The 24,798-nt window shown below is 46.5% G+C and carries 29 protein-coding genes; 21 read left to right on the top strand and 8 right to left on the bottom strand.

Going from position 1 to position 24,798, the window contains the following annotated elements; genetic code table 11:
- Positions 1-10 precede the first annotated feature (10 nt).
- The 7 genes from HP570_RS17820 to HP570_RS17790 all read left to right on the top strand — a co-directional run bounded on the left by HP570_RS17820 (position 11) and on the right by HP570_RS17790 (position 3,656).
- Positions 11-544 (top strand): Rieske (2Fe-2S) protein, encoded by a 534-nt coding sequence (locus tag HP570_RS17820; RefSeq protein WP_173626608.1) that lies wholly within the window; start codon positions 11-13, stop codon positions 542-544.
- Positions 528-731, top strand: a complete 204-nt coding sequence (locus HP570_RS17815; RefSeq protein ID WP_048034491.1) for a hypothetical protein — start codon at positions 528-530, stop codon at positions 729-731. Before HP570_RS17820 ends, HP570_RS17815 begins: the two co-directional genes overlap by 17 nt.
- A gap of 28 nt (positions 732-759) precedes the next feature.
- On the top strand, positions 760-1,077 hold the full coding sequence (locus HP570_RS17810) for a hypothetical protein (protein ID WP_173626607.1): 318 nt from the start codon (positions 760-762) through the stop codon (positions 1,075-1,077).
- A gap of 57 nt (positions 1,078-1,134) precedes the next feature.
- A complete protein-coding gene (locus HP570_RS17805; RefSeq protein ID WP_041749606.1) occupies positions 1,135-1,647 on the top strand; it encodes a hemerythrin domain-containing protein in 513 nt (170 codons plus the stop codon).
- A 164-nt stretch (positions 1,648-1,811) separates the two neighbouring features.
- Complete coding sequence (locus HP570_RS17800; RefSeq protein WP_015892952.1) at positions 1,812-2,096, top strand: DUF4183 domain-containing protein; 285 nt, start codon at positions 1,812-1,814, stop codon at positions 2,094-2,096.
- Positions 2,097-2,202: 106 nt separating this feature from the next.
- Positions 2,203-2,604, top strand: coding sequence for a DUF4183 domain-containing protein (locus HP570_RS29820; RefSeq protein ID WP_173626606.1), 402 nt, complete (start codon positions 2,203-2,205; stop codon positions 2,602-2,604).
- Positions 2,605-2,756: 152 nt separating this feature from the next.
- Positions 2,757-3,656 carry an SDR family oxidoreductase gene (locus HP570_RS17790; RefSeq protein ID WP_015892950.1) on the top strand — a complete coding sequence of 300 codons (900 nt, stop codon included), beginning with the start codon at positions 2,757-2,759 and terminating at the stop codon, positions 3,654-3,656.
- Between the two features lie 7 nt (positions 3,657-3,663).
- Here the strand turns inward: HP570_RS17790 and HP570_RS17785 are convergent, their stop codons facing one another.
- The 3 genes from HP570_RS17785 to HP570_RS17775 form a co-directional block, all read right to left on the bottom strand.
- Positions 3,664-4,263 (bottom strand): undecaprenyl-diphosphatase, encoded by a 600-nt coding sequence (locus HP570_RS17785; RefSeq protein ID WP_173626605.1) that lies wholly within the window; start codon positions 4,261-4,263, stop codon positions 3,664-3,666.
- A 142-nt stretch (positions 4,264-4,405) separates the two neighbouring features.
- Entirely contained in the window at positions 4,406-5,071 is a 666-nt protein-coding gene (locus tag HP570_RS17780; protein ID WP_173626604.1) for a hypothetical protein, read from the bottom strand.
- Between the two features lie 193 nt (positions 5,072-5,264).
- Positions 5,265-5,411, bottom strand: coding sequence for a hypothetical protein (locus HP570_RS17775; RefSeq protein WP_173626603.1), 147 nt, complete (start codon positions 5,409-5,411; stop codon positions 5,265-5,267).
- 177 nt (positions 5,412-5,588) lie between these two features.
- On the opposite strand from HP570_RS17775, the gene HP570_RS17770 reads away from it, so the two are divergent.
- The 8 genes from HP570_RS17770 to HP570_RS17735 all read left to right on the top strand — a co-directional run bounded on the left by HP570_RS17770 (position 5,589) and on the right by HP570_RS17735 (position 14,184).
- Positions 5,589-6,920 carry an ABC transporter substrate-binding protein gene (locus HP570_RS17770; RefSeq protein ID WP_173626602.1) on the top strand — a complete coding sequence of 444 codons (1,332 nt, stop codon included), beginning with the start codon at positions 5,589-5,591 and terminating at the stop codon, positions 6,918-6,920.
- 29 nt (positions 6,921-6,949) lie between these two features.
- Entirely contained in the window at positions 6,950-7,897 is a 948-nt protein-coding gene (locus HP570_RS17765) for a carbohydrate ABC transporter permease (RefSeq protein WP_015892946.1), read from the top strand.
- A gap of 17 nt (positions 7,898-7,914) precedes the next feature.
- Complete coding sequence (locus HP570_RS17760) at positions 7,915-8,742, top strand: carbohydrate ABC transporter permease (protein WP_015892945.1); 828 nt, start codon at positions 7,915-7,917, stop codon at positions 8,740-8,742.
- 26 nt (positions 8,743-8,768) lie between these two features.
- On the top strand, positions 8,769-9,731 hold the full coding sequence (locus HP570_RS17755) for a GNAT family N-acetyltransferase (RefSeq protein ID WP_173626601.1): 963 nt from the start codon (positions 8,769-8,771) through the stop codon (positions 9,729-9,731).
- A 30-nt stretch (positions 9,732-9,761) separates the two neighbouring features.
- Entirely contained in the window at positions 9,762-11,375 is a 1,614-nt protein-coding gene (locus tag HP570_RS17750) for a glycoside hydrolase family 3 protein (RefSeq protein ID WP_173626600.1), read from the top strand.
- Positions 11,376-11,413: 38 nt separating this feature from the next.
- Positions 11,414-12,328 carry an N-acetylmuramic acid 6-phosphate etherase gene (gene murQ / locus HP570_RS17745; protein WP_015892942.1) on the top strand — a complete coding sequence of 305 codons (915 nt, stop codon included), beginning with the start codon at positions 11,414-11,416 and terminating at the stop codon, positions 12,326-12,328.
- A 174-nt stretch (positions 12,329-12,502) separates the two neighbouring features.
- Positions 12,503-13,438: a cation diffusion facilitator family transporter gene (locus HP570_RS17740; RefSeq protein WP_087343181.1), complete on the top strand. Its 936-nt coding sequence runs from the start codon at positions 12,503-12,505 to the stop codon at positions 13,436-13,438.
- 122 nt (positions 13,439-13,560) lie between these two features.
- Positions 13,561-14,184 carry a DUF3267 domain-containing protein gene (locus HP570_RS17735; protein WP_173626599.1) on the top strand — a complete coding sequence of 208 codons (624 nt, stop codon included), beginning with the start codon at positions 13,561-13,563 and terminating at the stop codon, positions 14,182-14,184.
- Here the strand turns inward: HP570_RS17735 and HP570_RS17730 are convergent.
- Complete coding sequence (locus HP570_RS17730) at positions 14,181-14,522, bottom strand: DoxX family protein (RefSeq protein ID WP_173626598.1); 342 nt, start codon at positions 14,520-14,522, stop codon at positions 14,181-14,183. The two genes, HP570_RS17735 and HP570_RS17730, sit on opposite strands and share 4 nt — an antisense overlap.
- Before the next feature lie 109 nt (positions 14,523-14,631).
- Between HP570_RS17730 and HP570_RS17725 the strand changes: the two genes are divergently transcribed.
- A complete protein-coding gene (locus HP570_RS17725; protein WP_173626597.1) occupies positions 14,632-15,336 on the top strand; it encodes a Crp/Fnr family transcriptional regulator in 705 nt (234 codons plus the stop codon).
- Between the two features lie 59 nt (positions 15,337-15,395).
- Here the strand turns inward: HP570_RS17725 and HP570_RS17720 are convergent, their stop codons facing one another.
- Both HP570_RS17720 and HP570_RS17715 read right to left on the bottom strand, forming a co-directional pair.
- Entirely contained in the window at positions 15,396-16,070 is a 675-nt protein-coding gene (locus HP570_RS17720; protein WP_173626596.1) for a hypothetical protein, read from the bottom strand.
- Between the two features lie 112 nt (positions 16,071-16,182).
- Positions 16,183-16,674 carry a DUF2569 domain-containing protein gene (locus tag HP570_RS17715; protein ID WP_173626595.1) on the bottom strand — a complete coding sequence of 164 codons (492 nt, stop codon included), beginning with the start codon at positions 16,672-16,674 and terminating at the stop codon, positions 16,183-16,185.
- Positions 16,675-16,825: 151 nt separating this feature from the next.
- Here HP570_RS17715 and cuyA point away from each other — a divergent pair, with 151 nt between their 5' ends.
- The gene (gene cuyA / locus HP570_RS17710) at positions 16,826-17,824 is read left to right on the top strand and encodes a D-cysteate sulfo-lyase (protein ID WP_173626594.1); all 999 of its coding nucleotides are present in this window, start codon (positions 16,826-16,828) and stop codon (positions 17,822-17,824) included.
- A gap of 61 nt (positions 17,825-17,885) precedes the next feature.
- Here the strand turns inward: cuyA and HP570_RS17705 are convergent, their stop codons facing one another.
- Positions 17,886-18,410: a DinB family protein gene (locus HP570_RS17705; RefSeq protein WP_173626593.1), complete on the bottom strand. Its 525-nt coding sequence runs from the start codon at positions 18,408-18,410 to the stop codon at positions 17,886-17,888.
- 158 nt (positions 18,411-18,568) lie between these two features.
- Positions 18,569-20,725, bottom strand: coding sequence for an insecticidal delta-endotoxin Cry8Ea1 family protein (locus HP570_RS17700; protein ID WP_173626592.1), 2,157 nt, complete (start codon positions 20,723-20,725; stop codon positions 18,569-18,571).
- Between the two features lie 173 nt (positions 20,726-20,898).
- Between HP570_RS17700 and HP570_RS17695 the strand changes: the two genes are divergently transcribed.
- From HP570_RS17695 to HP570_RS17680, 4 genes are all read left to right on the top strand, one after another.
- Positions 20,899-21,843 (top strand): PfkB family carbohydrate kinase, encoded by a 945-nt coding sequence (locus tag HP570_RS17695; protein ID WP_254495354.1) that lies wholly within the window; start codon positions 20,899-20,901, stop codon positions 21,841-21,843.
- Positions 21,844-21,855: 12 nt separating this feature from the next.
- A complete protein-coding gene (locus tag HP570_RS17690) occupies positions 21,856-22,749 on the top strand; it encodes an AEC family transporter (RefSeq protein WP_173626591.1) in 894 nt (297 codons plus the stop codon).
- A gap of 29 nt (positions 22,750-22,778) precedes the next feature.
- Positions 22,779-23,555, top strand: coding sequence for a GNAT family N-acetyltransferase (locus HP570_RS17685; RefSeq protein WP_173626590.1), 777 nt, complete (start codon positions 22,779-22,781; stop codon positions 23,553-23,555).
- 186 nt (positions 23,556-23,741) lie between these two features.
- Positions 23,742-24,674, top strand: a complete 933-nt coding sequence (locus tag HP570_RS17680) for an aldo/keto reductase (RefSeq protein WP_173626589.1) — start codon at positions 23,742-23,744, stop codon at positions 24,672-24,674.
- Positions 24,675-24,798: the final 124 nt, after the last annotated feature.

Below are 24,798 nucleotides of genomic sequence, written 5' to 3'. Positions count from 1 at the left end.
GATATACCTTATGGAGAACGAGAAAACCCGCCCCATTCCGTTGAAGGATGACAATTACACGAATAACATCAATCGTTCCAATGAGCGTAGTCTGGATCGACGGAGTTTTATGAAAACAATGGTAGGAGCGGCCGGTCTTTTCGCGGCATCTACTCTGCCATGGGGAGCATTGGCTGCCAAGGAGCTGATGAGTTCATCCAGCAAGTCGTATCCCACACAAAAAATCGCGAATCTCAGCGATATAAAGCCTGGAGATGCGATTGAGTTTGCTTATCCAGGAGAGCATGACAGCGCGTTGTTCGTTTATGTGAAGGAAAAGGAATACAAGGCGTATCAAAATGCATGTACCCACCTGCGTTGTCCGGTATTTTGGGACCGGGATGAGAAAGAGCTACTATGTCCTTGCCATCACGGGAAATTTGATATCGCCACAGGTAATCCGCTCGCTGGTCCCCCAAGAAGACCACTTCCGGAAATTGTGCTTCAAGAGAAAGATGGAGCCGTATACGCTGTAGGGGTGAAGAAATATGAAGAGCAGCTATAGAGGTGTCATCCTATTAGCATTGATCTTGTTCGCCAGCATTGTTTGCACGCAGTACACAGTCAACATGTATTTTGCACAGCGATATATGGAGGTGCTCTTGCTCAGCGGTGCAACGGTAGTGTTGTTCCCACTAGCATGGATGGTATTGAGAAAAGACCAGCGAGATCGAAGAGAACAAGGGAAATAATCTGGGAAAGGGAGTGTGATCAGTTGCCATGAATCCTAGTAAGCAAACGATTGCCGAGCTTCACCAGGAGCTGCCTGCCTTGGTGGATAAAAAAATGGGGATACTCATTCAAGATTTGGCGGATAATGCTGAACCACACAGTCCGGCTCTCTTAGAAAGGCAGCTGGCAAAATGGGAGATCACGGAGGATGAGGAGCATCTGCGACTCTATTTTAATCCTTGCCAGTTTGTTGCGATTCCCATCCAGAATGGACCGGTTGTTTTTTCGCAAGAGGATGACTGTATTCGCATGGTTGCTAAGGACAATCGGGGACAGCTAGCGTATCGCATTTCTTTTGGTAACTAACTCCCACTAGTAGATGGAGGGATTGTAATGGGACCACCGCCTATAGGATGTATGGGGATGATGCAGGAGTTTGAAGGGAGAAGGAAGCTGTGTCCAGCCCTGGAAAAACTGAAAGACGAGCACCTAGCATTAGCTGAGCAGATGAATGAGCTCGTACATCTGGCAAATAACCTGAAAGCTACTGCCGAACCTACGAAACGAAAAAAAGGCTTAACAGAGCTCCATGAGCTGGCGTCCTCGTTTCGGGCGGAACTGGAGAAACACTCCAGACGCGAGGAGGAAGACCTGTATCCCCTGATGGCTAACTATATCGAACGGGAGATGGGACCGATTGCTGTCATGGAGGAAGAGCATGATCTTATTCATGAAAGCCTGATGTCGTTCATGCGAATCGTAGAAAAGGAAAAGTCTGAACCAGTTGAAATAGAAGCGGTCCACACTCATTTGCTGAAGTCAATAGAAATCCTCATGGAACATTTCTTTAAAGAAGAGAGTGTCCTCTTCCCGATGGCAGAATACGTATTGAGTGACGCAGAGAAAGAGCAGTTGCGAGTACTGTTTCAAGCTTAGAAATCATGTAGCCCTCCTACTGGTAAAAGTGGGAGGGTGATTTCGTTTTCCGATTATATCCTATTGAGGGGAAATGTGCGTGTTGATACTGTCATTTGTCGGTTTCAATCAGATAAAATCAATCATTTACTAGTAGGGATTAATTAGAGGAGGAGGTGTTCAAAGTGCCGATTGTTAAACCTTATCTAACCTCATTGAGATTTACGTCCACCATGGGTGCTGGAACCGGTACTGGTGCTGCGTTTGCCATTGCGGCAACTGCATTTACCACTGACGCGGGCGCTGCTGCCACAGCATTTCCTGGTACGTTTGCTTTTTACAATCTCTACGTCAACGGTGTGCTTCAGGCAGGTAATACTTCCACAATCACAACAACAGCGATCACGATTCCAGGTGGAGATGCCGAAAACGGTGGTACACCCATAGTTGTAGAGTTTGTCGTTAACTAAGATGAATAGGATGGTGGCCCCAGGTGGATGGAATGTGCCTGGGGTTCACTATATGTGTAAATCGGAGTGAAGGGTCGAAGCACTTCGAGAAAGGACGAGTGATTTCATGAGGCGCTATGTCACACAGTCATACACCGTGAGGAGACAGTGTCTGCAAATCGTCCAGCCATTAGGTTGTCCCGGGATTTTTCCAGTAAAGCCCTCCCCCACATGTCCTCCCTGTCCCCTATGTCCATGTACGCCTGGTATCATACGAACAGAAACCTATCAGTATACAGCAATATCAGATGGAGTCAAAAATGTGTATACCAACAGTGATGCTGTCATGCCATTCAGTACTTCCGGGATTCTGGATCCGAATGAAGTTTCGGTTATGAATCTATTCATCAATGGAATGCTACAACCTTCCAATTTGTATGTGGTCCAGCCGGGAGTTGTGATTCTGAGTGACATTCCTGTACAAGGGGTTCCTCTTATTCTTCAGTTCATCAAAATGATTCTCTCATAAATGGTAGCTTCCTTCTCGGGAAAAGGTCATGTCATACATACATGCCATTTTCCTTCCATGTTGTGCCCTTGATGGCGTACACGGCGCACATCAAGGAGGGTAGGCGAATATCATGGCGATATCGACTGAAACCGTACAGGAGGTATTTTTCCATGTATCCGAGATACCCATACTACAGTTACAAAACTACTTGCGAAGAGACTCCCCTTACGTTTCCGCCTCAGCATCAGGATCGACAACCGGGGATGGAATACTTGATGGTCCCGCGACCGATTTTCGATAATCCTGACTATATCGGAAGCGGCAAGCTTCGGGGAAAGGTAGCGATTATAACGGGTGGAGATAGCGGGATCGGCCGTGCCGTAGCGGTTGCTTTTGCGAAGGAGGGGGCAGCTGTAGCGATTCCTTATTTGGATGAGCACATCGACGCCGAGGAGACTAAGCAAGTCGTTGAGTATTACGGAGGGCAATGTTTGCTGCTGCCGGGAGACTTGCGCGACGAGGCTTGGTGTCGGGAGGTAGTACGCCAAACGGTTGCTTGTTTCGGCAAAGTGGATGTGCTTGTTTTGAATCAAGGCGTACAGTTTCCACAAGAAAGCATTCTCCAGATAAGTCGCGAGCAACTGGAAGACACGTTTCGCACCAACCTTTTCCCCTTATTTTACATCACACAAGAGGCGTTGCCGCATTTGCAACCAGGCAGTTCCATCATTAGTACGGCTTCGGTTACTGCCTATGCCGGTCATCCGCAATTAGTTGATTATTCAGCAACCAAAGGGGCCATCGTCTCCTTTACCCGCTCCTTGTCCCTTCAATTGGTCAAGCAAGGCATCAGGGTGAATGCAGTTGCTCCTGGACCAATCTGGACACCGCTGCAAGTATCCAGCTATTCGGCAGAATACATCACAACTTTGGGTGTCGACACGCCGATGCGTCGCGCAGGACAGCCGTTTGAGCTGGCTCCGACCTATGTCTACCTGGCCTCGGATGATTCGGGATATGTCACGGGCCAGGTATTGCATGTCAATGGTGGAACGATAACAGGGACGTAGCGGTGAATTAAAAGTCTCTCGTCTTCGATTTGGCAGGCAAGATCGCTTGCTCTGCTTTTTCATAGAAAGCTAGTAGAGTATGGACAAAACTCAATCTCGGCACGATTATATAGACCGCCAAGGCAGACCCAATGCTGATCAAGGCACCCACAATGACATCTGCCGGATAATGAACGCCTACCAAAATGCGAGAAAGCCCGACACAAACAGCAAGCAGCATCCAGAGTGGCCCCGTCGTCTTTCTAAAAAGCCAGTAGGTCATGCAAAAGGAAAAAAACAAGATCGTATGGTCGCTCGGAAATGAATTGTCGACCGCTTTTTGTACCAATTGATTGACATTCGCAAGCTCTGCGAATGGCTGATTATTCGCATGAAGGCTTCCGGCTACTTTCCCGAATAGCTCAGCGATGACAAACGTAAATGTCGCACAAACGACCATGATGCGATTCTCATGTTTTCTCGTAAACCAATACACCAAAGCGCTTAACGCCAGAATAAACACCGTATATTCCGCTACGTAAAAAGACACGGGATTGAGAGCCGGATACTCTTTCCCCAAGTCATTAATCAAGCGAAAATAGTGAATGTTGATTTCCATACCATTCATTTTGGAGATCCCCCTTTACATGTAACAGGAGAATTTTAATCGATAAGAGGGAAATGGGAAATTGATTTACCTTACGAAATATTACAGGGTTGTAAGGTTGGTTCGGTAGCATCAAAAAAGAGACGGCAGAACCGTCTCTTTTTCATTGGGCAAAAGTTTTTTGTTTTTTGTTTTTGCCCGCTGCTTTGGGATAAATGTCTTTTTTGACAGCCTTTAATTTTCCGGCACGATCCATGGTCACGTTGATGGTATGATCCGGGGAAGTGTAAATGACAAGAACCTGTGTCTTGTTTTCCTGGACAGTAGAGGAGTTGATCTGTGAGAACTTGTATTTTTCTGCTTGCTTTCCAAACAAAAGCTTGAGGTGCTCCTTGCCTTTTTTGATCGCTTCCTCATCACCTAAAACTTCTTTCGAAGAGGGGAGTCCGTTTTGAATGTCGAAACTGATCAGCTCTCCTGTACTTGCGTTTACATGGACAACTCCGAAGTCTGGGGTAGTACCGTCTGGTTTGCTCGACAAGATCACTTCCAGACGTTCGATCGGACCAGAAGTGGCGGCAACCTTCTCTTTTACGATGGAGGTGATGTGATAGTTTTTCAGGTCAGGGATGGCTTCTTTGACGTGATTCAGAGTCGCTTTTGCTTTTTGATTCAGATCGTTTATGGAAAGCTCTTCTAACTTGGTCGCAGTTACAGTTGCTTTCTCTTTGTGGGAAGAGGCTGCTGCGGCTTCGTTGGTCAGAATAGGTGTGTTTGGCAAAAGGAGTGCCGCTATCAGGGTGAATGCGAGTACCTTACGCTTGGTCATTTTGATCATCCCCATTATTTGTCAGTTGGGTGTACATGATTTAATACGGAAAGAGATTCGAATAAGTAACGGGAAAAATTGTGAAAAATTTATAACAGACGTGTCGAAAAATAGTTTTGAAATTTTATTTCAAATCTGACAATTCATCTTGATATTTTATTTCAAGCGTCTATAATACAAAATATGTAATCCATTACCACGTCTCACCAGAATGTAAGCGCTTAATAATTCTGCGAACTAAAGGGGTGATATCGTGTTGAATGGCGGGTTGCTGCGCATCCGCGAATCGTTGCACAATATCAAGCGTTCTGAACAAAACGAAGGAGCTGTTCTGCGCCATTCTGATTCCCACTTCCTCCTTAGACTACACAAACTCCTGCCTTTATCCTTTTATCCTATCAGCCAGTAAAGAGTCCATTACCTTCAAAGTATCCACATGTAGCTAGAAGTACGTGAGGCGTTTGGAAATATCGTTAGCTATGCAAGTTTTCATTTATTGCAATTGGGGAGGTTTTCCATGAAAAAGAGAAGGTTTCTCTCAGTACTTGGTTTGATTGGCTTAACCGCGGCATTGCTTATTTCCGGATGTAGCAGCCAGTCCTCCACACAGCAGGGGGACAAAGTTGAGTTGTATATGGGCTACAACTCTGATCCGCCCACGAAGAAAAAGATGGAAGAAATTATCGCAAAATTCGAACAGTCACATCCGAACATCAAAATCAAAACAATGACAGCACCTTATGATGACTTCTATCAAAAGCTGACGACTCAGATCGCGGCTGGGAATGCACCTGATCTTTGGCAGAGCGACGGGACAAAAGTATTTGGCTACGCCCAACGTGGCGCGATTCTCGACATCACCGACTACGTCACGAAAGAAATCAGCAAAGAGGAGCTCAACGGTCTGGAGTTCAACAAAGACTCTGACGGGAAGTATTGGGGTGTGCCGCAGGGCATCCAAGTCGGAGCGCTTTTCTACAACAAGGATTTGTTCGACAAAGCGGGCGTGCCATACCCTACGGCTGACTGGACCTGGGATGATTTAAAGGCGGCTTCCGTCAAGCTGACCCTCGATGCCAACGGGAAAAATGCAGACGATCCTGCTTTTGACAAAAAATCAGTGAAGCAGTACGGCTTCGCGTTTTTCGGTAGCTCACGCGGGGCGTTTAACATCTTGAAAGCGTATGGTGGCGGGGTATTGGACCCGACGTTGAAAAAATCGATTATCAACAGCCCGGAGAACAAAAAAGCGGTCGAGTGGATGGTCGACGGCATGCAGCGCAAGCTCTTCCCGAATCCGGCTGATCTAAAGGCGTTCCAAAGCAACTTCAAAGCGTTTTTGAGCGGGGCTGTAGCGATGCAAATCGATATTTACGCAGCAACAACCTCGATGAATGGTGCAGGGTTGAATTACGATGTCGCTCCTATGCCAAAAGGGCCGGACGGCAAACGCTTCGCACCCGTCATCGCCAACTCATGGGTCATCAACAAAAAAGCAGAGGAAGAGAAGGTCAAGGCCGCTAAAGAATGGATCACCTACTGGACGACATCTGATGAAGCGCAAAAAGAGTGGACAGAAGTAGGCGAAGCGATTCCAGTGAAAAAATCAGTGGCGAATTCCGAAATGTTCCTAAACCCAGTCACGAAGCCGGAAAACAAAAAAGTGTTCCTCGATACCTTGGAGTTCGCAGGCACGATTGATACCAACGCTGTCTTTACCGAGTGGGTGAAGGTGTTCACGGATAATCTGGCGGAGCTGTTCATGGATAAATACGGAACGGACGACTTCATTACGAAAACAGACCAAGGCATTCAAAAAGTTCTGGATGATTTCTTCAAGAAGCAGTAGTCATCTATCAGTGAGGATGTGTGCCAACCATGCTAGAGCTGCAAACCAAGCAACAGGCGAAGCCTGCTGTGAACAAGAGAAAATGGTTGGATAGCGAGGGGAGATGGGGATTGCTCCTGGTCTCCCCTTATCTCATCCACTTTCTCGTATTCGTCGTGGGAACATCGGTCGCGTCATTGTACTTTAGCTTTTCGGATTACGATATTTTAAATCCGCCCAAATGGACGGGCTTGGACAACTACGCAAAGCTGTTTGAAGACCCGCTGTTTTATCGCTCGTTATGGAATACGGTCTATTTTACGATCCTGTACGTTCCGGCCAAAACGTTTTTGGCGTTGCTGTTAGCGGTAGCCCTGAATCAAAAGCTGAAGGGCCTGAAATTTTTCAGGATGGTTCACTTTTTGCCGGTGATCTCCTCATGGACAGTGATCGCGTATGTAGCGGATGCGGTATTTAACCAGCGGATCGGTTTTGCCAATGCTTTTCTAACCAAACTGGGCATCGCCCCGCAAAACTGGCTGATTGATGAATTCTGGGTCATCCCGGTCTTGGTTCTCATCGCCATCTGGAAATCAGTCGGTTACATGATGATTATTTTTCTGGCTGGGCTGCAAGGAATTTCTTCTGACATGTACGAGGCAGCCTCGATTGATGGAGCGAACGCTTGGCAAAAGTTTTGGCGGGTGACAGTCCCGATGATTTCCGGCACGACCTTTCTGGTCATCATCTTGAACACGATTTACTCCTTCCAAAACTTCGAGCAGATTTTTGTCATGACGGGTGGCTCTACAGAGGCAGGCTCGACAGGTGGAGCGAATAACGCCAGTCTCGTCCTAATGCTATTCATGTTCCGTCAAGCATTCAGCTTTTTCAAAATGGGCTACGCCTCTGCTATCGCGTGGGTGCTGTTCCTTATCCTGCTTGCCATTACGCTCATCCAATTCAAGCTGCAAAAGAAATGGGTTCATTATGATTAAGAGGCAAGGAGGTAACCATGCAAAAGCGTTTTCCACTCAATAAAATCGTCGGATACCTGTTTGTCATAGCGAGTGCGTTGATTATGCTGGTACCGTTTTTGACGACTGTGTTTAACTCGCTGAAAACCTACAAGCAGTACATGCAATTTCCGCCAGAATGGCTGCCCAATCCAACACAGTGGAGCAATTATACAACCGTGTGGGAACAGGCGAATTTTAGCAGCTATACGATCAACAGTCTGATTGTTGCGATTCTTTCTGTTATCGGGGCTTTATTGTCCAGCTCGATGATTGCCTTTGCTTTTGCCAGGCTGCGTTTTCCTTTCCGCGACACGCTGTTCATGATTGTGCTGGGAACAATGATGATCCCGGGGATCGTCACGATAGTCCCGCAGTTTATTATCTTTAAAAATTTGGGACTGCTCGACACGTTGGCTCCGCTTTGGATTTTGGAGTGGCTCGGACAGCCGTTTGCCATTTTTTTAATGAGGCAAGCATTTTTAAATATCCCGAAGGATTACGAGGAAGCGGCAAAGCTGGATGGCTGCAATCCGTTCCAGATTTACTGGCGGGTGTTTTTGCCGATGTGCAAGCCTTCCTTGGCAACACTGGCGGTCTTTACGTTTATGGGGAAGTGGAATGAGATTTTGGCGCCAGTCATTTATCTCATTTCGGACGAGAACTTTACGCTGCCGATTGGGATTTTGTCTTTGAGCGGTCAGTACAAGACAGAGGATCAACTGCTGGTAGCAGGGGCCTTGATCAGCTTGATCCCGATTTTGATCGTGTTTCTGTTTGCCGAGAAATATTTTGTGGAAGGCTCCAAAACTTCTGGATTGAAATAGGACGTAGTAAGGGAGGCAAGCATCCGATGCAATACGTACCTTGGGACGATCAATATGCGGACGCTCTGTGCGAGCTGTGGAATCAGGAGTTGGGTGATCGCTTTCCCATGCGGACGGAGCTCATGCGGCAAAACAGCTTCGAGGATCAGAATGTAGTCAAAGCCGGGTCGTGGATTGCGGTAGATGCTGTGACGCAGCGTCCCGTTGGTTTTGTTGTAGCCAAATGCTGGCAGGAAAGGCTCGACATTCAGTTGGGGAAAGGCATTGGCTGGATACAGGTCTTGCTCGTGTCTACAGCTCATCGCGGGCAAGGGGTCGGGCGTGAATTGCTGGCAAGAGCAGAGAATGCATTGCGAGAGCAAGGGGTGGAAAAGGTCTTGCTGGGGCGCGATCCGTATCATTATTTCCCGGGCATACCCGATGAATCTGCGGACGTAAAAGCATGGTTTGAACGACAAGGGTATCATTCGGAGGATCGGTTGGAGAACGATCTGTTAGGCCAGTATCCCGAACCAGCAGAGCTGGAATTGCCAGAGGTACCAGATGGCCGCTATCGACTGTTGACGAGGGAGGACGAAGATGCCTTTTTGGCCTTCTTGCATCGATGCTTTCCCGGACGCTGGGAGTATGAAGCCATACACTATTTTCAGCGGGGAGGAACCGGACGCGAATTCGTTGTGGTGGAGCTGCACGGTGAGATCGTCGGTTTTTGCCGGATCAATGATGCCAATTCCCCATTTATTGCCCAAAACGTATACTGGGCACCTTTGTTTGCAGATGGGCTGGGCGGCATCGGTCCGTTGGGCGTGGATGCGGAGTACAGAGGACGGGGCCTGGGACTGGCGATTGTGGAGGCAGGCATTGTGGCTTTACGAAATCGCGGTATCTCAAACATTGTCATCGATTGGACGACACTGGTCGATTTCTATGCGAGGCTCGGATATCGCAGCTGGAAGCAGTATGCGAAGTACGGTAAAACATTCTCTTAACAAGAGTGGGTCAGTAGGGAGGAGAATTCCATGCAAGCCGAACATATGACGGTGGAACAGAGGGTCGGGCAACTGCTAATGATCGGTTACCCAACGCTGGATATTCCCGAAGAAATGGAAGTGTGGATCAAACAAAAACAGATTGGCAGCGTGATTCTTTTTAGCCGCAATATCGGGACACCGGAGGAGACTTATCAACGCGTACAGAAGCTCCAGAGCTGGGCGTATGAGTCTTGGCATCCCTATCCGCTGTTGGTCGGGACTGATCAGGAAAATGGCGTGGTTTCCCGTCTGCAAAAAGGGGCGACGCGCTTCCCAGGAGCGATGGCTTTGGGGGCCACAGGCAATCTCGATCAAGCCAAGCGCATCTACGAGGCAACAGGTGAGGAGCTACGTGCAGCAGGGATTTCAGTCAATTTCGCCCCGACAGTCGATGTGAACAACAATCCGGACAATCCTGTCATTGGGGTGCGGTCTTTTGGAGAAGCGCCAGAGCAGGTAGCGCGGTTTGGGGAGGCCGCCATTCAAGGCTTGCTTGCGAGTGGTGTCATTCCCGCTATCAAGCACTTCCCTGGTCATGGTGATACGAGCATCGATTCTCATGAAGCCGTTCCTGTGCTTGGGCATGATCGGACGCGATTGGATCAGGTCGAGTTGGTTCCATTCCAGCGTAGTATTGCGGCAGGAGTCCCCATGGTGATGGTTGGACATATCAGTTTGCCCAGCATGGATGAGTCAGGCTCTCCTGCTACGTATTCCAAGGAGATCGTAACGGGAATATTACGTGAGTCACTCGGCTTTGATGGGGTCGCGATTACGGATTGCATGGAGATGGCAGCTATTGCGGGTACCATCGGGGTTGCAGAAGCGGCGGTTCGTAGTGTGCAGGCTGGGATCGATCTGGTGCTGGTTTCCCACACGCATGAAGTTCAGGAAAAGACGTACGATCGACTCGTTGCAGCCATTCATTCGGGGGAGCTGTCGGAGGAGCGGGTCAACGAAGCTGTAAATCGCGTTCTTCAATTAAAGAAAAGATTTCTTTCCTGGGAACAGTGCTTGCGAGCAAAAGGCCCTTCCTTTGACCGTGTCCAGCATGCAGACATGGCGAAAAGTGCACTCGCCCAAGCCATAACCTTGGTGAAAAATCAACATCAGCTACTTCCTTTACAGAGAAGCACGCAACCGCTCGGTGTCATTTTTCTGGGGCTTGCCAACCTTACTTTGGCAGAGGATGGGCAAGCAACTTCTGGCGATCTGGTCGAACCATTGAGAAAATACCGTGAAGTTGAATACTATATGATGTCGACGCTCAACCCGACAGAGGATGAAGGGGAGATGGCGGCGCATGTGATGTCAGCCACGGAGCAAATCGTCGTTTTTACGTACAATGCCCATATCTTTAAAGGCCAATCGCTGCTGGTGAATCGGCTCATTCAACAGGGGAAAAAGGTCGTGGCTGTCGCCCTGCGAAACCCGTATGATCTCTTGGTAATGCCAGAGGTGGATGCGTATCTCGCCGTTTACGACCATACGTACCAAGCCATAGAGCTTGTAGCAGACATTTTGTTCGGCGAACGAAAGGCCGCTGGACATCTTCCGGTCAGCCTGTTTCCATCGGAGAAAAAGCAGCATGGTGTGGGGTAGAAAGAGAAGATGAGTGTAGATGGGTGGGAGGTAACTGGATGAAGTTTCACCTGCGTGATTTAACGACAGAAACAAGGAATCGGAATACGGAAGAGCTGGATAAATTCTCTACGATGGAAATTGTCCAGATTATGAATGAAGAGGATAAAACAGTTGCGTTTGCCGTTGAAAAGGAGCTGGCTTCGATTGCAGCGGCCGTTGATTTGATCGCAGAATGTCTGGAAAACGGCGGAAGACTCTTTTATTTTGGAGCGGGAACGAGTGGGAGATTGGGCTTGCTCGATGCTGCTGAATGCCCCCCGACCTTTGGGACGGACCCCTCATTGGTGCAGGGAGTCATAGCAGGCGGGGAAAAGGCGATCGTCAGGGCAGTCGAAGGAGCCGAAGACGTGGAGCAGAATGGCAGGGAAGATGTGATTGCCTATGGCGTTAAGGCAGGGGATGCCGTGGTGGGAATTGCAGCGAGTGGTCGGACACCCTATGTCATCGGAGCATTGGCGGAAGCAAGAAGGCAGCAGGCAAAAATCATTTCGGTGTCCTGCAACCAGGTGGCGCAGATCAGCCAAGGTGTGGATGTGGCGATTAATGTGGTAGTAGGACCAGAGGTAGTGACCGGATCGACTCGCTTAAAAGCAGCGACGGCGCAGAAGATGGTTCTCAATATGATTACGACCGGATGCATGGTACGGTTGGGGAAAGTGTACAAAAATTTGATGGTCAATGTGCAGGTAACCAATGAGAAACTGAAGGAACGGGCAAAACAAATCGTGGCAGAAGCAACCAACGTCTCCACCGATGAGGCAGACGTGTTATTGCACAAGGCAGATGGTGACGCAAAACTGGCAATCGTCATGCAAAAAACAGGGCTGCAAGCAGAGGACGCAAGCCGCTTGCTCACCCAGTACAAGGGCAATATCCGACGAGTTTTGGAAGGGAATCACAATCAGGAATGATCAGCCTAATCCTTTTGGATGAGGCTTTTTTTGTTTTGGTACGACATGACTGGTAATGAAAATCACTTGTATGATCCATAAAATGTTCATTTGAATATTAGCGAAAAAGAGGATATGATTACATTCATTCTTATATTGTAATTTTTATAAATGAAATGGACAGAGGTGATAGGTATGAAAAAGGGTGATTTTCACCATCTTGATCATGTGAAAGAACAGCAAACATCGAAGAAAACATTGTGGATTACGCTCCTATTGACGTTGTTTTTTACGATCGTGGAGGTTGTGGGGGGCTTGATGTCCAATTCACTCGCGCTCCTGTCTGACTCCGCCCATATGATTTCTGACGTCGTTGCATTAGGGTTGAGTATGACCGCTATTTATATGGCGACACGTAAGCCGACGAAGAAGTACACGTTCGGATTTCTCCGTTTTGAAATTATTGCTTCGTTCTTGAATGGCTTGGCTCTTGCCGTAATTTCGATTGGGATCGTGATTGAAGGGATCAAGCGGATGATTAATCCGCAAGACGTTGATTTGCAGTTGATGCTGACCATTGCATCCATCGGTTTGGTTGTAAACATTGTGTTGACCATCGTACTTTCCCGCAGTATGAAGGAAGAAGACAACCTCAATGTAAAAAGCGCGTTATGGCACTTTATTGGAGATTTGCTCAGCTCTGTCGGTGTGATTACGTCGGCGATTCTCATTTACACCACCGGCTACTACTTGTTTGACCCGTTGATTAGCTTGGTGATTGGGGGCATTATTTTTACAGGTGGTGCCAAAATCATTCGTGAGTCGCTGCTCGTGTTGATGGAATCTGTTCCAGAGCAATTTGATCTCGATCAAATCCGTCAGGACCTTAGTGAAGTAGAGGGTGTGGAGGATGTTCATGAGCTGCATCTGTGGGCGGTATCCACGGAACATTACTCCCTGACAGCGCATGTGTTTGTTCGTGAAGGCATCCAGCCGTATTGTGTCATTTTGGCGATTAATCACATTTTGCAAACGAAGTACGGAATTGACCATTCGACGATTCAAATCGAGCACCCGACGATTCTGGATCACGGGGAATATGGCAAACAGTTTTTGCTTAACCAAGTATAAATGACCATGAGAAAAAGGCTGTCTCCAAGCAAGCTCAGGAGATAACCTTTTTTTATTTATCTCCCCATTAAAGAAACTGATTACATAGGGTGAACGTCTTACTAGAAAGGGGAGGTTTTTTTATGAGAATCACAACCAAATTGCCACAGTATCATGAAAGTGTACATGTTGAGTTGATGAAAAATGAATGGGTTCCACTGAATGAACCACAGAGTTTGGGCAGGGCAACTCTTTTATCGATTCCTTTCATGCTGATCAATGCACTCATCGTTTTTGGGATCATCCATATTTTTTCGCCAATAACCTTGCAGGAATTGGGGCTGACATCTGACTCGCTATCCATATCCATATCCATTGACTTCGGTGTGATATTCTCTCTACTCGCCTTGGTCATTATTCATGAATGCTTGCATTTGATTTTTATCCCGAATTTCTTGAGATCAGAAAAAACATGGATGGGGCTAACATTGTTTGGCGGGTTTGTAGCAACAGAAGAAAAGATTCCAAAAGCAAGATACATCCTGATTACCGTCGCTCCATTCATTCTCATTTCGGTTATGTTGCCTTTTCTTCTAGGTTTTTTGGGGCTGTTCACTACTGTATTAAAATTTATGATTTTGATAAACGCAATCGCCTCATCGGTCGATATGCTGAATCTTTTCCTGGTGATGAAGCAAGTTCCGAAACAGGCAAGCTTGATCAGTAACGGACAAAAGACGTACTGGAAAGCGCTCGGAAACGATTAAAGCCAAAGGAGAAGCAACGAACAAATAAGCATAATTCCTGCATTTATCGCCATGACGGGTTTATGCTTTGCCCGAAAAAGATGGGCATGGATAGCACCGAGCATGAGGATGGCGAACAGGATACAAGCGAATGTTAATACTTCAGGAATCCAAAAGGAGCTAACTACGCCGATGACCCCGACCAGCTCAAGTGAGGCAATCACGTCCATAAACCAAAGGGGGTACCCATATTCCTTCCAGTGCTGAAGCATAGAGTTTGCGCGGAGAAACTTCATTAACACAGAGATGGAAAACATCAAAGCCAAAATCAGTGAAAGAATCATGATGAATGTGTTCAACGATTTACACTCCTTTGTTCATTCGAAATCCATTGCTTAACGAGGAGTATAATGGGAGTGATCCATACAATATGTAGTCCAGCCTACAGTGAGCAGGAGGAAGTACAGGGTGATCGAAAAGGAGAAATTTTTATCCCGCATCAATTTGTTTCAGTCGTTAAGTGAAGCAGAGCTAGCCCAATTGGAACCGGCGACTCCTATGGAAGTGGTCAAAAAAGGAACGATAATTTCCTCCCCTCATCTGGAGCTAAAAAGGCTGTTTTTGATCAAGGCTGGGAAGGTTCGCCTATACAAGCTTTCGGCTGACGGCAAAGAGCTAACGATTGATTTGCTCGGCACGGGCCATGTGTTTGGCGAGATCGGCACGTTTACGATTAGTTCAACCAATATGTACGCCGAAGCGTGGGAAGATTCGGTGATTTGTTCGATTGATAAAGGACAATTTGAAGAGCTGATGCTAGAGAAGCCGAGGCTTGCCTTGCATTTTATCGAGATTGTCTCGAATCGCTTGCAAGAGGTAGAAGAAATGATGGAGCTCATGGCGTATGGAAGTGTGCGACAGCGTCTCGTATATTTGCTCGGCAGGCTGTGCGAGAAATACGGAGGAGAGCGCCAGGCTGACGCACCAGAATGGATCGAGCTGGCGGTGAACCTGACGCATCAGGAGCTGGCGACGATGATGGGGTGTATTCGTGAAACAGTAACAGAGACACTCCATGAGCTAACTGTAGAAGGCATCGTGAAGAAAGCGGGACTGCGTAAGCCGTTATGGATACAGCGGGAGCGGTTGAGGGAAGCGCTGGGGCAGGTGTAAACGAACAAAATCCCGTTGCCCTGTCAAAAAGGGAACGGGATTTCGCTGCTAGAAGCAGCTTATTCGACGATAATTTTGACAGTGTCAGAGACAGCGTCGTATTTGTTTTTTGCTTCGATGGTAAGCATGTATTCACCAGCTTGATCCGCACTGAATAAGATTACTTTTTTGTTTCCCTTGCTGGTTCGGGTTGTTGAAAGCTCTGTAACTTTTGTGTTGTAAGTAAATTTCGGTGTGTACTTCGAAGAGTAATTGATCAGAATGGGAACCTCAGTCCCTTTTTTTACATGTACGGAACCGGGAGTGACAGTCATTGTAATTTTATTTGGATTAAGTATTTCGAGAGTGGCGGTTTCTTTAATTGTTATTTCGCCATCTTTCAATTTTAGTTTTGCTTGGAACTGAACAAAGTACACACCTTCCGAGGATAGTGTCAAGTTACCTGTTGTTGTATACGTTGCATTAGACTTTCGGTATGTAGTCTGAACACTGGTGATCGCATTGTTTATACTATCGCCTCCGACAGAGGCCACTTTAAATACTACATTCGTGAGCTCACCACCTGTTAGCGTGTTCACCGTTAATTTCACACGCTCCCCAATGCTATAGCTTTCTTTCAAACTGGTAAACTTTGTTACATATCCTTTTGGGTCCATCGGTTGAGAAGCGAAGGCGTTGCCAGACAAGGTAAATAGCAGAACAATTGCCAGTGCAAAACGTAAAAAAGTCTTCATCTTTCCACCCCTAAACAAAATAGTAATTTTCCAAACTTAGTACATTATCTAATTATTTACTTATTTTTACAATGGTATTTTCTATCGTTCAAGAAGAGGGGATTTCCATCTCTCATTCATTCACAAATGTATTCTTTACTCGTAGGGACAAGCGGAAATAGGGAATCCAGATCATTGCGGTAATGCCAGTCTGGAGCAATTTTAGTCCTGATTGCTTGACAAGCTGACTTGTGTCTCCGAAAAGACTATCAAAGCTCGCCCAAGCCAACAAATCGATCATGTTCAAAATGAGATAAAAAAGAATCAGGCCAACAAATAAATGGGGAGCACGTTTCTTTTTCTGGAAATAAAAAACGAGAAGGGTCAGTGAAAATGCGAGTAAACCTATCTCTAACAAAATGTTGCCGTAGTAATACAAAGTGAACGACAGACTCTGCTCCATAAACGGTTGGAGTTCTTCCATTGCTTCAGCATGATCTTGAAAAATGCCGATAATGGATGCAAGCACGGAAAATGGGCTGAGAACGACCATAATGGTCGGCCAGATTAACCAACCGCCCAATCCGTTTGGCTTCTTTACAGTTTCTTCTACTTGGATATTCATTCGTGTTTTCTTACCTCTCTGTTTGTAATGTTGTGTGTACCAAATAATGGTATAGAATGAAAGGCGGAAGGTCAATTGTGAAAACTACGATTTTTGCAAAGGAAGTTGGCAGGGCTAATTCCAAGATACGATAGAAGGAGGGAAGAAAAGCATGAACAAAATCCGTTACGATCGCAGAAAATACACGCAGGGTCATACACCAATCGAAAGGCTGGAGCGATTATCCAAAGAGTTAGGCGGACCGAGTATTTCTATCAAGCGAGATGACATGCTTGGCTTGACAGCAGGTGGAAACAAGACGCGAAAGCTGGAGTATTTGGTGGCGGAGGCAATCGAGCAAGGGGCAGATACGTTGATTACATGCGGAGCTGTCCAATCCAATCACTGCCGGCTGACACTTGCGGCGGCAGTTCGCGAAGGTCTGCACTGCCAGCTCGTGCTGTCCGCGCCTGGGACGGGGGACTACCAACCGCAAGCGAGTGGCAATCATCTGTTGTTCCATTTGCTCGGAGCAGAAAAAATCGAGGTTATTCCCGCAGAGGCAGATTTGCTTGCAGCTATGGAAGAGCTCGCTGAAGGTCTGCGAAAACAAGGCAGAAAACCATATCTGATCCCTGTGGGAGGCTCCAACGAAGTCGGGTCCTTGGGGTACATGGCGTGTGCGGAAGAAATCGAGCAGCAGGCTTGGGAAACGATGACTCCGTACGATTATGTCGTGACGGCAACGGGAAGCGGCGGTACCCAAGCAGGCTTACTTGCGGGATTTATGGCGCGTCAGTCTAACACAAAAGTAATCGGGATCAATGTCAGCCGCGATCGGGCTGCACAAGAAGCCAAGGTGATGGGGTTACTGCACAGTACAGCTGCACTGATCGGTTTGAAAGGGGACATACGGGCAGAAGCTGTGCTTTGCGACGACAGGTTTGTCGGGCCAGGCTATGCAATTCCGACGGATGGCATGATCGAGGCCGTTCACCTGGTTGCTCGGACTGAGGGGATTTTGCTAGATCCTGTCTATACCGGAAAGGCGATGGCAGGGTTGATTGGCTTGATTCGCGAAGGGCATTTTAACAAGAGTGATCACGTATTGTTCCTGCATACGGGTGGTTCCCCTGCACTCTATACGGTTCCACAGTTGTTTTTGCCGTAAAAAGACAGGCAGGGGTAGCGATGACGTACATTTCCGTTCAGAGCTACCCTTGCCTGTTCAATTATTTGTTCAGAATACCTAAATATTCGCTCCATGGCCCTACATCAGCCGTGTACCTTTTTGCCATGACCCGTACGATTTGCGCCGTATGCGTTAAATCGTGAACGACCCACGTAGAGAGCAACTCCCGTACTTTTACGACGCCAAAAGCAGGATGGAGTCCGGTTAATTCCAGATGCTTCTCCGGTTCCACGAGCGTTCGCAGCTTGGCTATGTTTTGGGCCCGAAGCGTTTTGAAGTCCAGCAGCTTTTGTTCGAACGGTCTAACCGAGTTGTCCTGTAAGTGGGCGTACCGATCAAAGGGAGGAAACGGTTTACTCTCTCCCTCTTGCAGAATGATTTCCAGACGTGGGAGCCAATTCGTTTTCTCAGCTTCAATAAGATGTTCGATCACGTCGGTGGCATTCCAGGTGTCGTCGCCTTCGTTGTGCAGCAACCACCCATCCGATAAGCCCGATAACAAGGATTCCAATGCTTGTGGCGTACGCGCTAGAACCTCAATCGCTTCATCCAGATTAAAATTCATGCTACGACTCCTTTCAGTAGGGAATCCGGAGTTATTCGCTTTTCACCAACGTCATCCCTTCCTATTTGTTTGGAGAAGGGTGGCTAGAGATCACAGATCATGTCTGCATCTTTAGCCTTTTCTATTTGTCCATTGTACCTTGATTCATTAATAAACAACTAATTACTCAAGGAAATTGTCATTGTTCCTCTTATTCCTTTACCAGCGCTTTGGTTTGTGTGAAGTACAATTTTATTAAAACCATTTGGAATGGATGTATTAGGATAATTGTAATTTTGGCCTGAACCAGGTATAGGAATTTCTTTTCGCAATGTTGAATCTTGATAAAATTGGAGTACCGCTGGTTCAGTAGAAAAATTTGCGGATCCTGCTATAGAAATACGGCTGTTAATTGTATCACCTTTCCAAAGAGTTTTTGAAAAAGGATAACCATACGGAGCATAAAGGTAGTATGGGCCTGAAAATAGAGTTTGAACCGGAACAAACTCAATCCGGTCAATAAACAGATTACCCTGGGTTTGACTGGTGTATTGTCCGAGACGTACATCGATCTCTCCTAAAGGTAGGGAGATGGGATCAGGAAGAGAGATTGTAAGCAACCTATAGTTTCCATTTTGTCCTGGCACGTATCCTTGATCTTGAACGTTTTTGGTACTTGGAAATGTAAAATTACCGCCTTGAATAGTCTGCTTTCCTGCATTGACTGATTGCCAAATATCAATGCTTGAATCTGAAGGATTTGCATAACGCACGCGAATGTGATACTGACCAGCTAGTTTATTTGTGATGGGTACAACGAGGGAGGGCCCGAGTGGAAGCTGAACCGCGTTGGTCCCGTTCAATCTTTCCTGTACAACTTTAAGTGAGCTACCATCCTCAATATAACCTTTTTCAGCTGGAATTCCTTTAATCGTAAATACTCCAGTTGTTGGATCTGATAGGCCTATTACATTTTCGGAATATAGATTTTTGAAAACAAATGCATTCATCAATGCATCTTGGCAACCAAGCTCATCTGTCCATGGAAAGACAAAATGAACTTTATGGTTATCAGGTGCTACAACTCTCTTGTCATATCCATAACTTCCTCCATTAGTTATACTAGTCCCATCTGCAAAATCCATCATGATTCCAACATACGGGCTCATAACCCGTGGTGTTACTCCAATTAAAGGATTGTCTCTTGAAATGTTGATAGGGTCATTTGCAGCTCCACCGGAATCACCGTAAGTATATGTTTGTGATTGATTGTATCCTCTATCTAATACTTGTTGAATCTGATCCACTCGATCCCATGTTCTCGTTGAAATTTGCATCAGTTCACCAGGGAAATTTCCATACAGGTACGTGCTTGGATCACCAGCGGATGGATAGCCTCGCCAGTCAACCCTTCCTACTAGATCAGAAAATAAGAATCTCGTTTGTTCTAGATCAGTTTGTGTTGGATAAACTTCCGGACAGTCATTAGTAGGCCATTTATCAAAAGTAGGCCATAATGCAGCAATATCAAACCCATATAATGTTGACGTGTAGATAAAGTCGGCAGAGCTAATTTGACTAGATTCATCGTCTTGTATGTTTTGTAATCCTGTTACAAAAAGAGTATAAACATTCTCACTATGCTTCACGATCCACTGTTTTAGATAAGTCAGAAAGTTAGTTTTATCTGAATCACTAATTCCCCAATCTGTTTGTTTAGAAATCGCCTCTTTTAAAAGGCCCAGATGCATGGTTGCTGCTTGAACATATAAAGGAAGTGCATAAGCTGCATAGTCTTTTAGTGTAAATTGGGGTATATCATGAACAAATTGGAGGTGAATTGTATTTACTGTGCTCCCTATAGTTGAGGTCTTCGGATCGGTTAAATTTTTGACTTCTGTAGCTAAAACATCCAGTTCATTTTTCCAACCTTGTAGAAGTGCCTGTAATTTGTTCAATGTGTCTGTTGTTAACGCTTGGTTAATTAAATCTTGAATTTGTTGCCGCAAAATATCAAATAAATCGGGTTGTGAGGGGGGCCAAATCAAATCAATAATAGGAATAAAGAAGCCTATTACAGGCCCTACAAAAGGAACAAAGGAAGAAGCATAGCCTAATATAGTCGTGACTAAGGCACGATAATCTATATTATTGTCTGTTGCTAGCTGAAGGTAATCTCGTGTAATTTGTCCATTATAAACATCATGCCAAACATCTTTTAATAATTGCTCCCAATCAAATCCGTCTGCCTTGTTAGCTAGATTGTTCAACTGTTGATAAGCAGATGTCGATAGTGTGTTATAAGGACCAGTTGATAAAGGATTCTTTCCTTGCATTGCATAATTCCCCCCTTTTTGATAAATAAGCACTACGTTAATTGGTTTCCTTATTTTAACATTTTTGGCGTATGCTCGTACAGCCGCTGGCTTTCATTGGCAAAAAAAAGAACCTGTGACATACTGGAGCTATCACGGTCATCGGAGGAAATCAACATGGTAGATGTGGTTGCATGTGGGGAGCTATTGATTTTACACCTGTGCAGCAGAAGGAAAAGCCGGGCAGCATTGCATTTGAGCAAAACCCTGGAGGAGCGCCTGCCAATGTACTTGCCGCTCTGTCGCGCTTTGGGAAACGGACTTCCTTTATCGGTGCGGTAGGAAACGATGTGTTTGGGCGTTTTTTGCAACAGACCTTAATCCGACTGAATATTGGCACAGAAGGGCTCGTACTCACGGAGGAAGCGCCTACGACATTGGCTTTTGTCCATCTCGATGAGACAGGCGATCGCTCTTTTCACTTTTACCGCAATCCGGGTGCTGACATGATGCTGCGGGAGCAAGACCTGAACAAGGCGCTGATTGCCCAGGCAGCGATTTTTCATTTCGGTACGCTGTCCTTGACGCATGAGCCAGCCCGATCAGCAACATGGAAAGCAGTCGAGTACGCCAAACAGCATCAGCGGCTCCTATCATTTGACCCGAATATTCGAGCGTCCTTATGGGAGGATCTGGAGGAAGCGAAGGCGTTGGCCCTCAAAGGAATGGCGCAGGCAGATATCGTCAAGCTGTCTGAGGAAGAGCTGGCTTTTCTCGTGGGGAGCGAGGATGTCGTAGAAGCGACAGCGAGGATGCTTGGGCAATATGATCTGCAAGCTGTTTTTGTCACGTTGGGGGAAAAGGGGTGTTTTTACCGCACTCGAAATTATTTCGGCACAGTTGGTGGCTTTCAAGTAACCGCGATTGATACGACTGGCGCGGGAGACGCGTTTGTGGGCGCGCTGCTCTATCAGCTTCTTGAGGTGGGGGAAAGTATGCTGGATATCCTACAAGCCACGTTAGAGGACATGGTGCGCTTTGCGAATGCCGCAGGTGCACTCACGACAACGAGATCAGGTGCCATTCCCGCCATGCCTACGCTGTCCGAGGTAAAAAGCTTCATGGAAGCAACACGGTAGGAGGAAAGAATCATGATTTTTGTGGAAGTCATCCTGCCCGTCCTACTCATTTTTCTTAGCGGCTATATTTTGCAGCGCATTTTCAAAATGGATTTGAAGCCCATTTCTTCCCTGGCGATTTACATCTTGTCGACTGCACTCGTCTTTCGTACGTTTTACAAAACAGAGCTCGACTTGCAATTATTTTATATCGTGGTGATTTCGCTGCTTTTGCTGGCTGCTCTCGTTGTGATCACGCAATTGACGGCACGCATGTTCAAATACGACAAGCAACAGGAAAGCGCACTGATGCTCGCGACCGCCTTCATGAACAGTGGCAATTACGGTACGCCGATTATTTTGTTTGCCTTCGGGGAGGCCGGCTTTACGTATGCGGTGCAAATCATGGTTTTCCACTCGATCATGATGGGCGTATTCGGCGTGTATTTTGCCTCTCGAGGCGGGAATGGAATGGGGACGGCCATCAAGGCGATCTTCAAGCAGCCGTCCAATTACGCTGTGGTTCTCGCGATTTTGCTACAACAGCTGCAAATTCTCATCCCACAAAGCTACTACCAGGCGATTGATCTCGTTGCACAGGCGGCGATTCCAGTTGTGATGCTCATCTTGGGCATGCAGCTCGCCAATGTATCTACCAAAGCGTTAGAGTGGCAGGGACTCAGTGCTGCGAGCGTCATTCGACTAGTGGCGTCACCACTTTTGGCGTACCTCATTTGTCTGTTATTCCCGATTGATCCGCTTCTGCAGAAGGTGTTGGTCGTTCTGGCAGCCATGCCTTCTGCCGCCACTACAGCGATCTATGCGATCCAATTCAACATGCGACCGCAATTCGTCTCCAGCAGCGTGTTGGTTACGACGGTGATCAGTATAGGAACATTAACGTTTTTGCTAAACATTTTGCACTAGTCCTGATGTAGACAAGGGAGGATGAAAACATGAACAAGACAGAAGTATTGCGGCTTTTTGACAAAGAGATGAGGGTGGAAATCAACTATCCGCCCCTCCGCCGGGAGGAGACAGAACACCTCGTTCGTCACGTCTCACCCACCCCGGATGATTCCGGAGTCGTCTTGTTTTCCAGGCTGTCTGAAGAAAATGCAGAGGAAGTTATTAAGCAGGAACTCGAATATTTCTCGAGTCTTCAGCAATCCTTTGAGTGGAAGCTGTTTGACTATGACCAACCGGCTAATTTGCTTGAGAGGCTGAAAGGTCATGGTTTTACAGTTGATGAGGAGGAAGCGACGCTTGTGTTGGAAGTGGCGCAGGCAGAGGAGCTACGAAGCCTTGTCATTCCGCCAGAGATACGGCAAATCACCGACGCGGCGGGCATTGATGATATCATGCACTTGAAGGAGCAGGTATGGGGCAGTGCTAACGAGGAGCTTGCTGCGAGATTAAAACGGGATTTGGCCGAAAATCCTGAGCAGCTGCTCGTTTACGCTGCGTACAGTGGCGATCAGGCAGTGAGTGCTGCTTGGATGTACTTGCATGAGAATACGTCCTTTGGCAGTCTGTGGGGAGGCTCTACTTTGCCCGACTTCCGAAGCAAAGGCTATTATACGGCCCTCGTAGCAGTCCGGGTACAAGCAGCACAGAAACGCGGTTATCCGCTGTTGATGGTGGATGCGAGTCCGATGAGTCGACCGATTTTGGAGAAAAAAGGCTTTGAATTTCTCGCCTATTCTTATCCTTGTTTTTATGAGTATAAATAGAATCGTGGTAAAGGAAGCTGCCCGTTGTTTTGAGGGGCAGCTTTTGTAGTTGCAGAGATACGTATATGCAAAAAAAACATTTTGCACTTGAAGCTTACGTAACGTAATGAATTATGATGTAGATACCGGTAAAAGCCTCGCGCGAAAACGTACGCTAAGCTTAAAAATGGGAGGGAGTTGAAGAGAATGACGAAACAAACACGAATTGGTAGGACAGATTTAGTTGTCAATCCAATCGGACTTGGAACAAGTGCTGTAGGTGGCCACAATATTTATCCGAATTTAAATGAAGAAGTAGGAAAAGATTTGGTGCGGGCTGCGATCAACCATGGAGTAAATTTTTTAGATACAGCGTTTTTTTATGGGACAGGACGTTCAGAGGAGTTAATAGGTGAAGTGATAAAAGAAGCAGGAAAGCGTCATGAACTCATCCTTGCAACAAAAGGTGGCCTTACACTTGTCGGCAATGATGTTACCATGGATAATTCACCTGCTTATTTAAAACAAGCCGTTGAAGATAGTTTGAAAAGGCTACAAACAGATTACATAGATTTATTTTATATTCATGCGCCAGATCAGGATACACCAAAAGATGAGGCGGTTGGAGTCTTAAAACGGCTAAAGGACGAAGGTAAAATCAGAGCAATTGGCGTTTCTAACTTCTCACTGGAACAATTGAAAGAAGCGAATAAGGATGGATATGTCGATGTAATACAGGGAAACTACAATTTGCTGCAGCGTGAAGCGGAACAAGAGTTCTTTCCATATACGACAGAAAATAGCATCTCGTTCATTCCATACTTTCCACTAGCATCAGGCTTGCTTGCCGGTAAATACAAGAAGGATATGACATTCAATGATCTACGCAAAAATATGCCGCACTTCCAGGGCGAAAAATTCAAAAAAAATCTAGAAAAGGTAGAGCAGCTCCGTAAAATGGCAAATAAAAAGAATGCCGAAGTTGCCCATGTAGTCCTTGCTTGGTATTTCACACATGATTCAATGGATGTTGTCATTCCCGGAGCGCAAAGAGCAGAGCAAATGCTGGATAATTTAAAAACAGTAGACGTCCACCTGACAGAAGAAGAAATCAACGAAATTGATCGTATTTTTCAATAGGTCTCTGTGGCGAATCTTCGTACTACTGCCCTTTCGTATTAGGAGGTTAGCCAGTTGTTACTGGTTGACCTCCTTAGTTACACAACTTTACCGTTACTTGTGATACGGTTCACCGTACTATTGG

Origin of the sequence: Brevibacillus sp. RS1.1 (assembly GCF_013284365.1) — a bacterium.
In the GTDB taxonomy this organism is placed as follows: domain Bacteria; phylum Bacillota; class Bacilli; order Brevibacillales; family Brevibacillaceae; genus Brevibacillus; species Brevibacillus brevis_D.
Note: the sequence above shows the minus strand (reverse complement) of the source record. Positions and strands in the feature narration are given on the sequence as shown.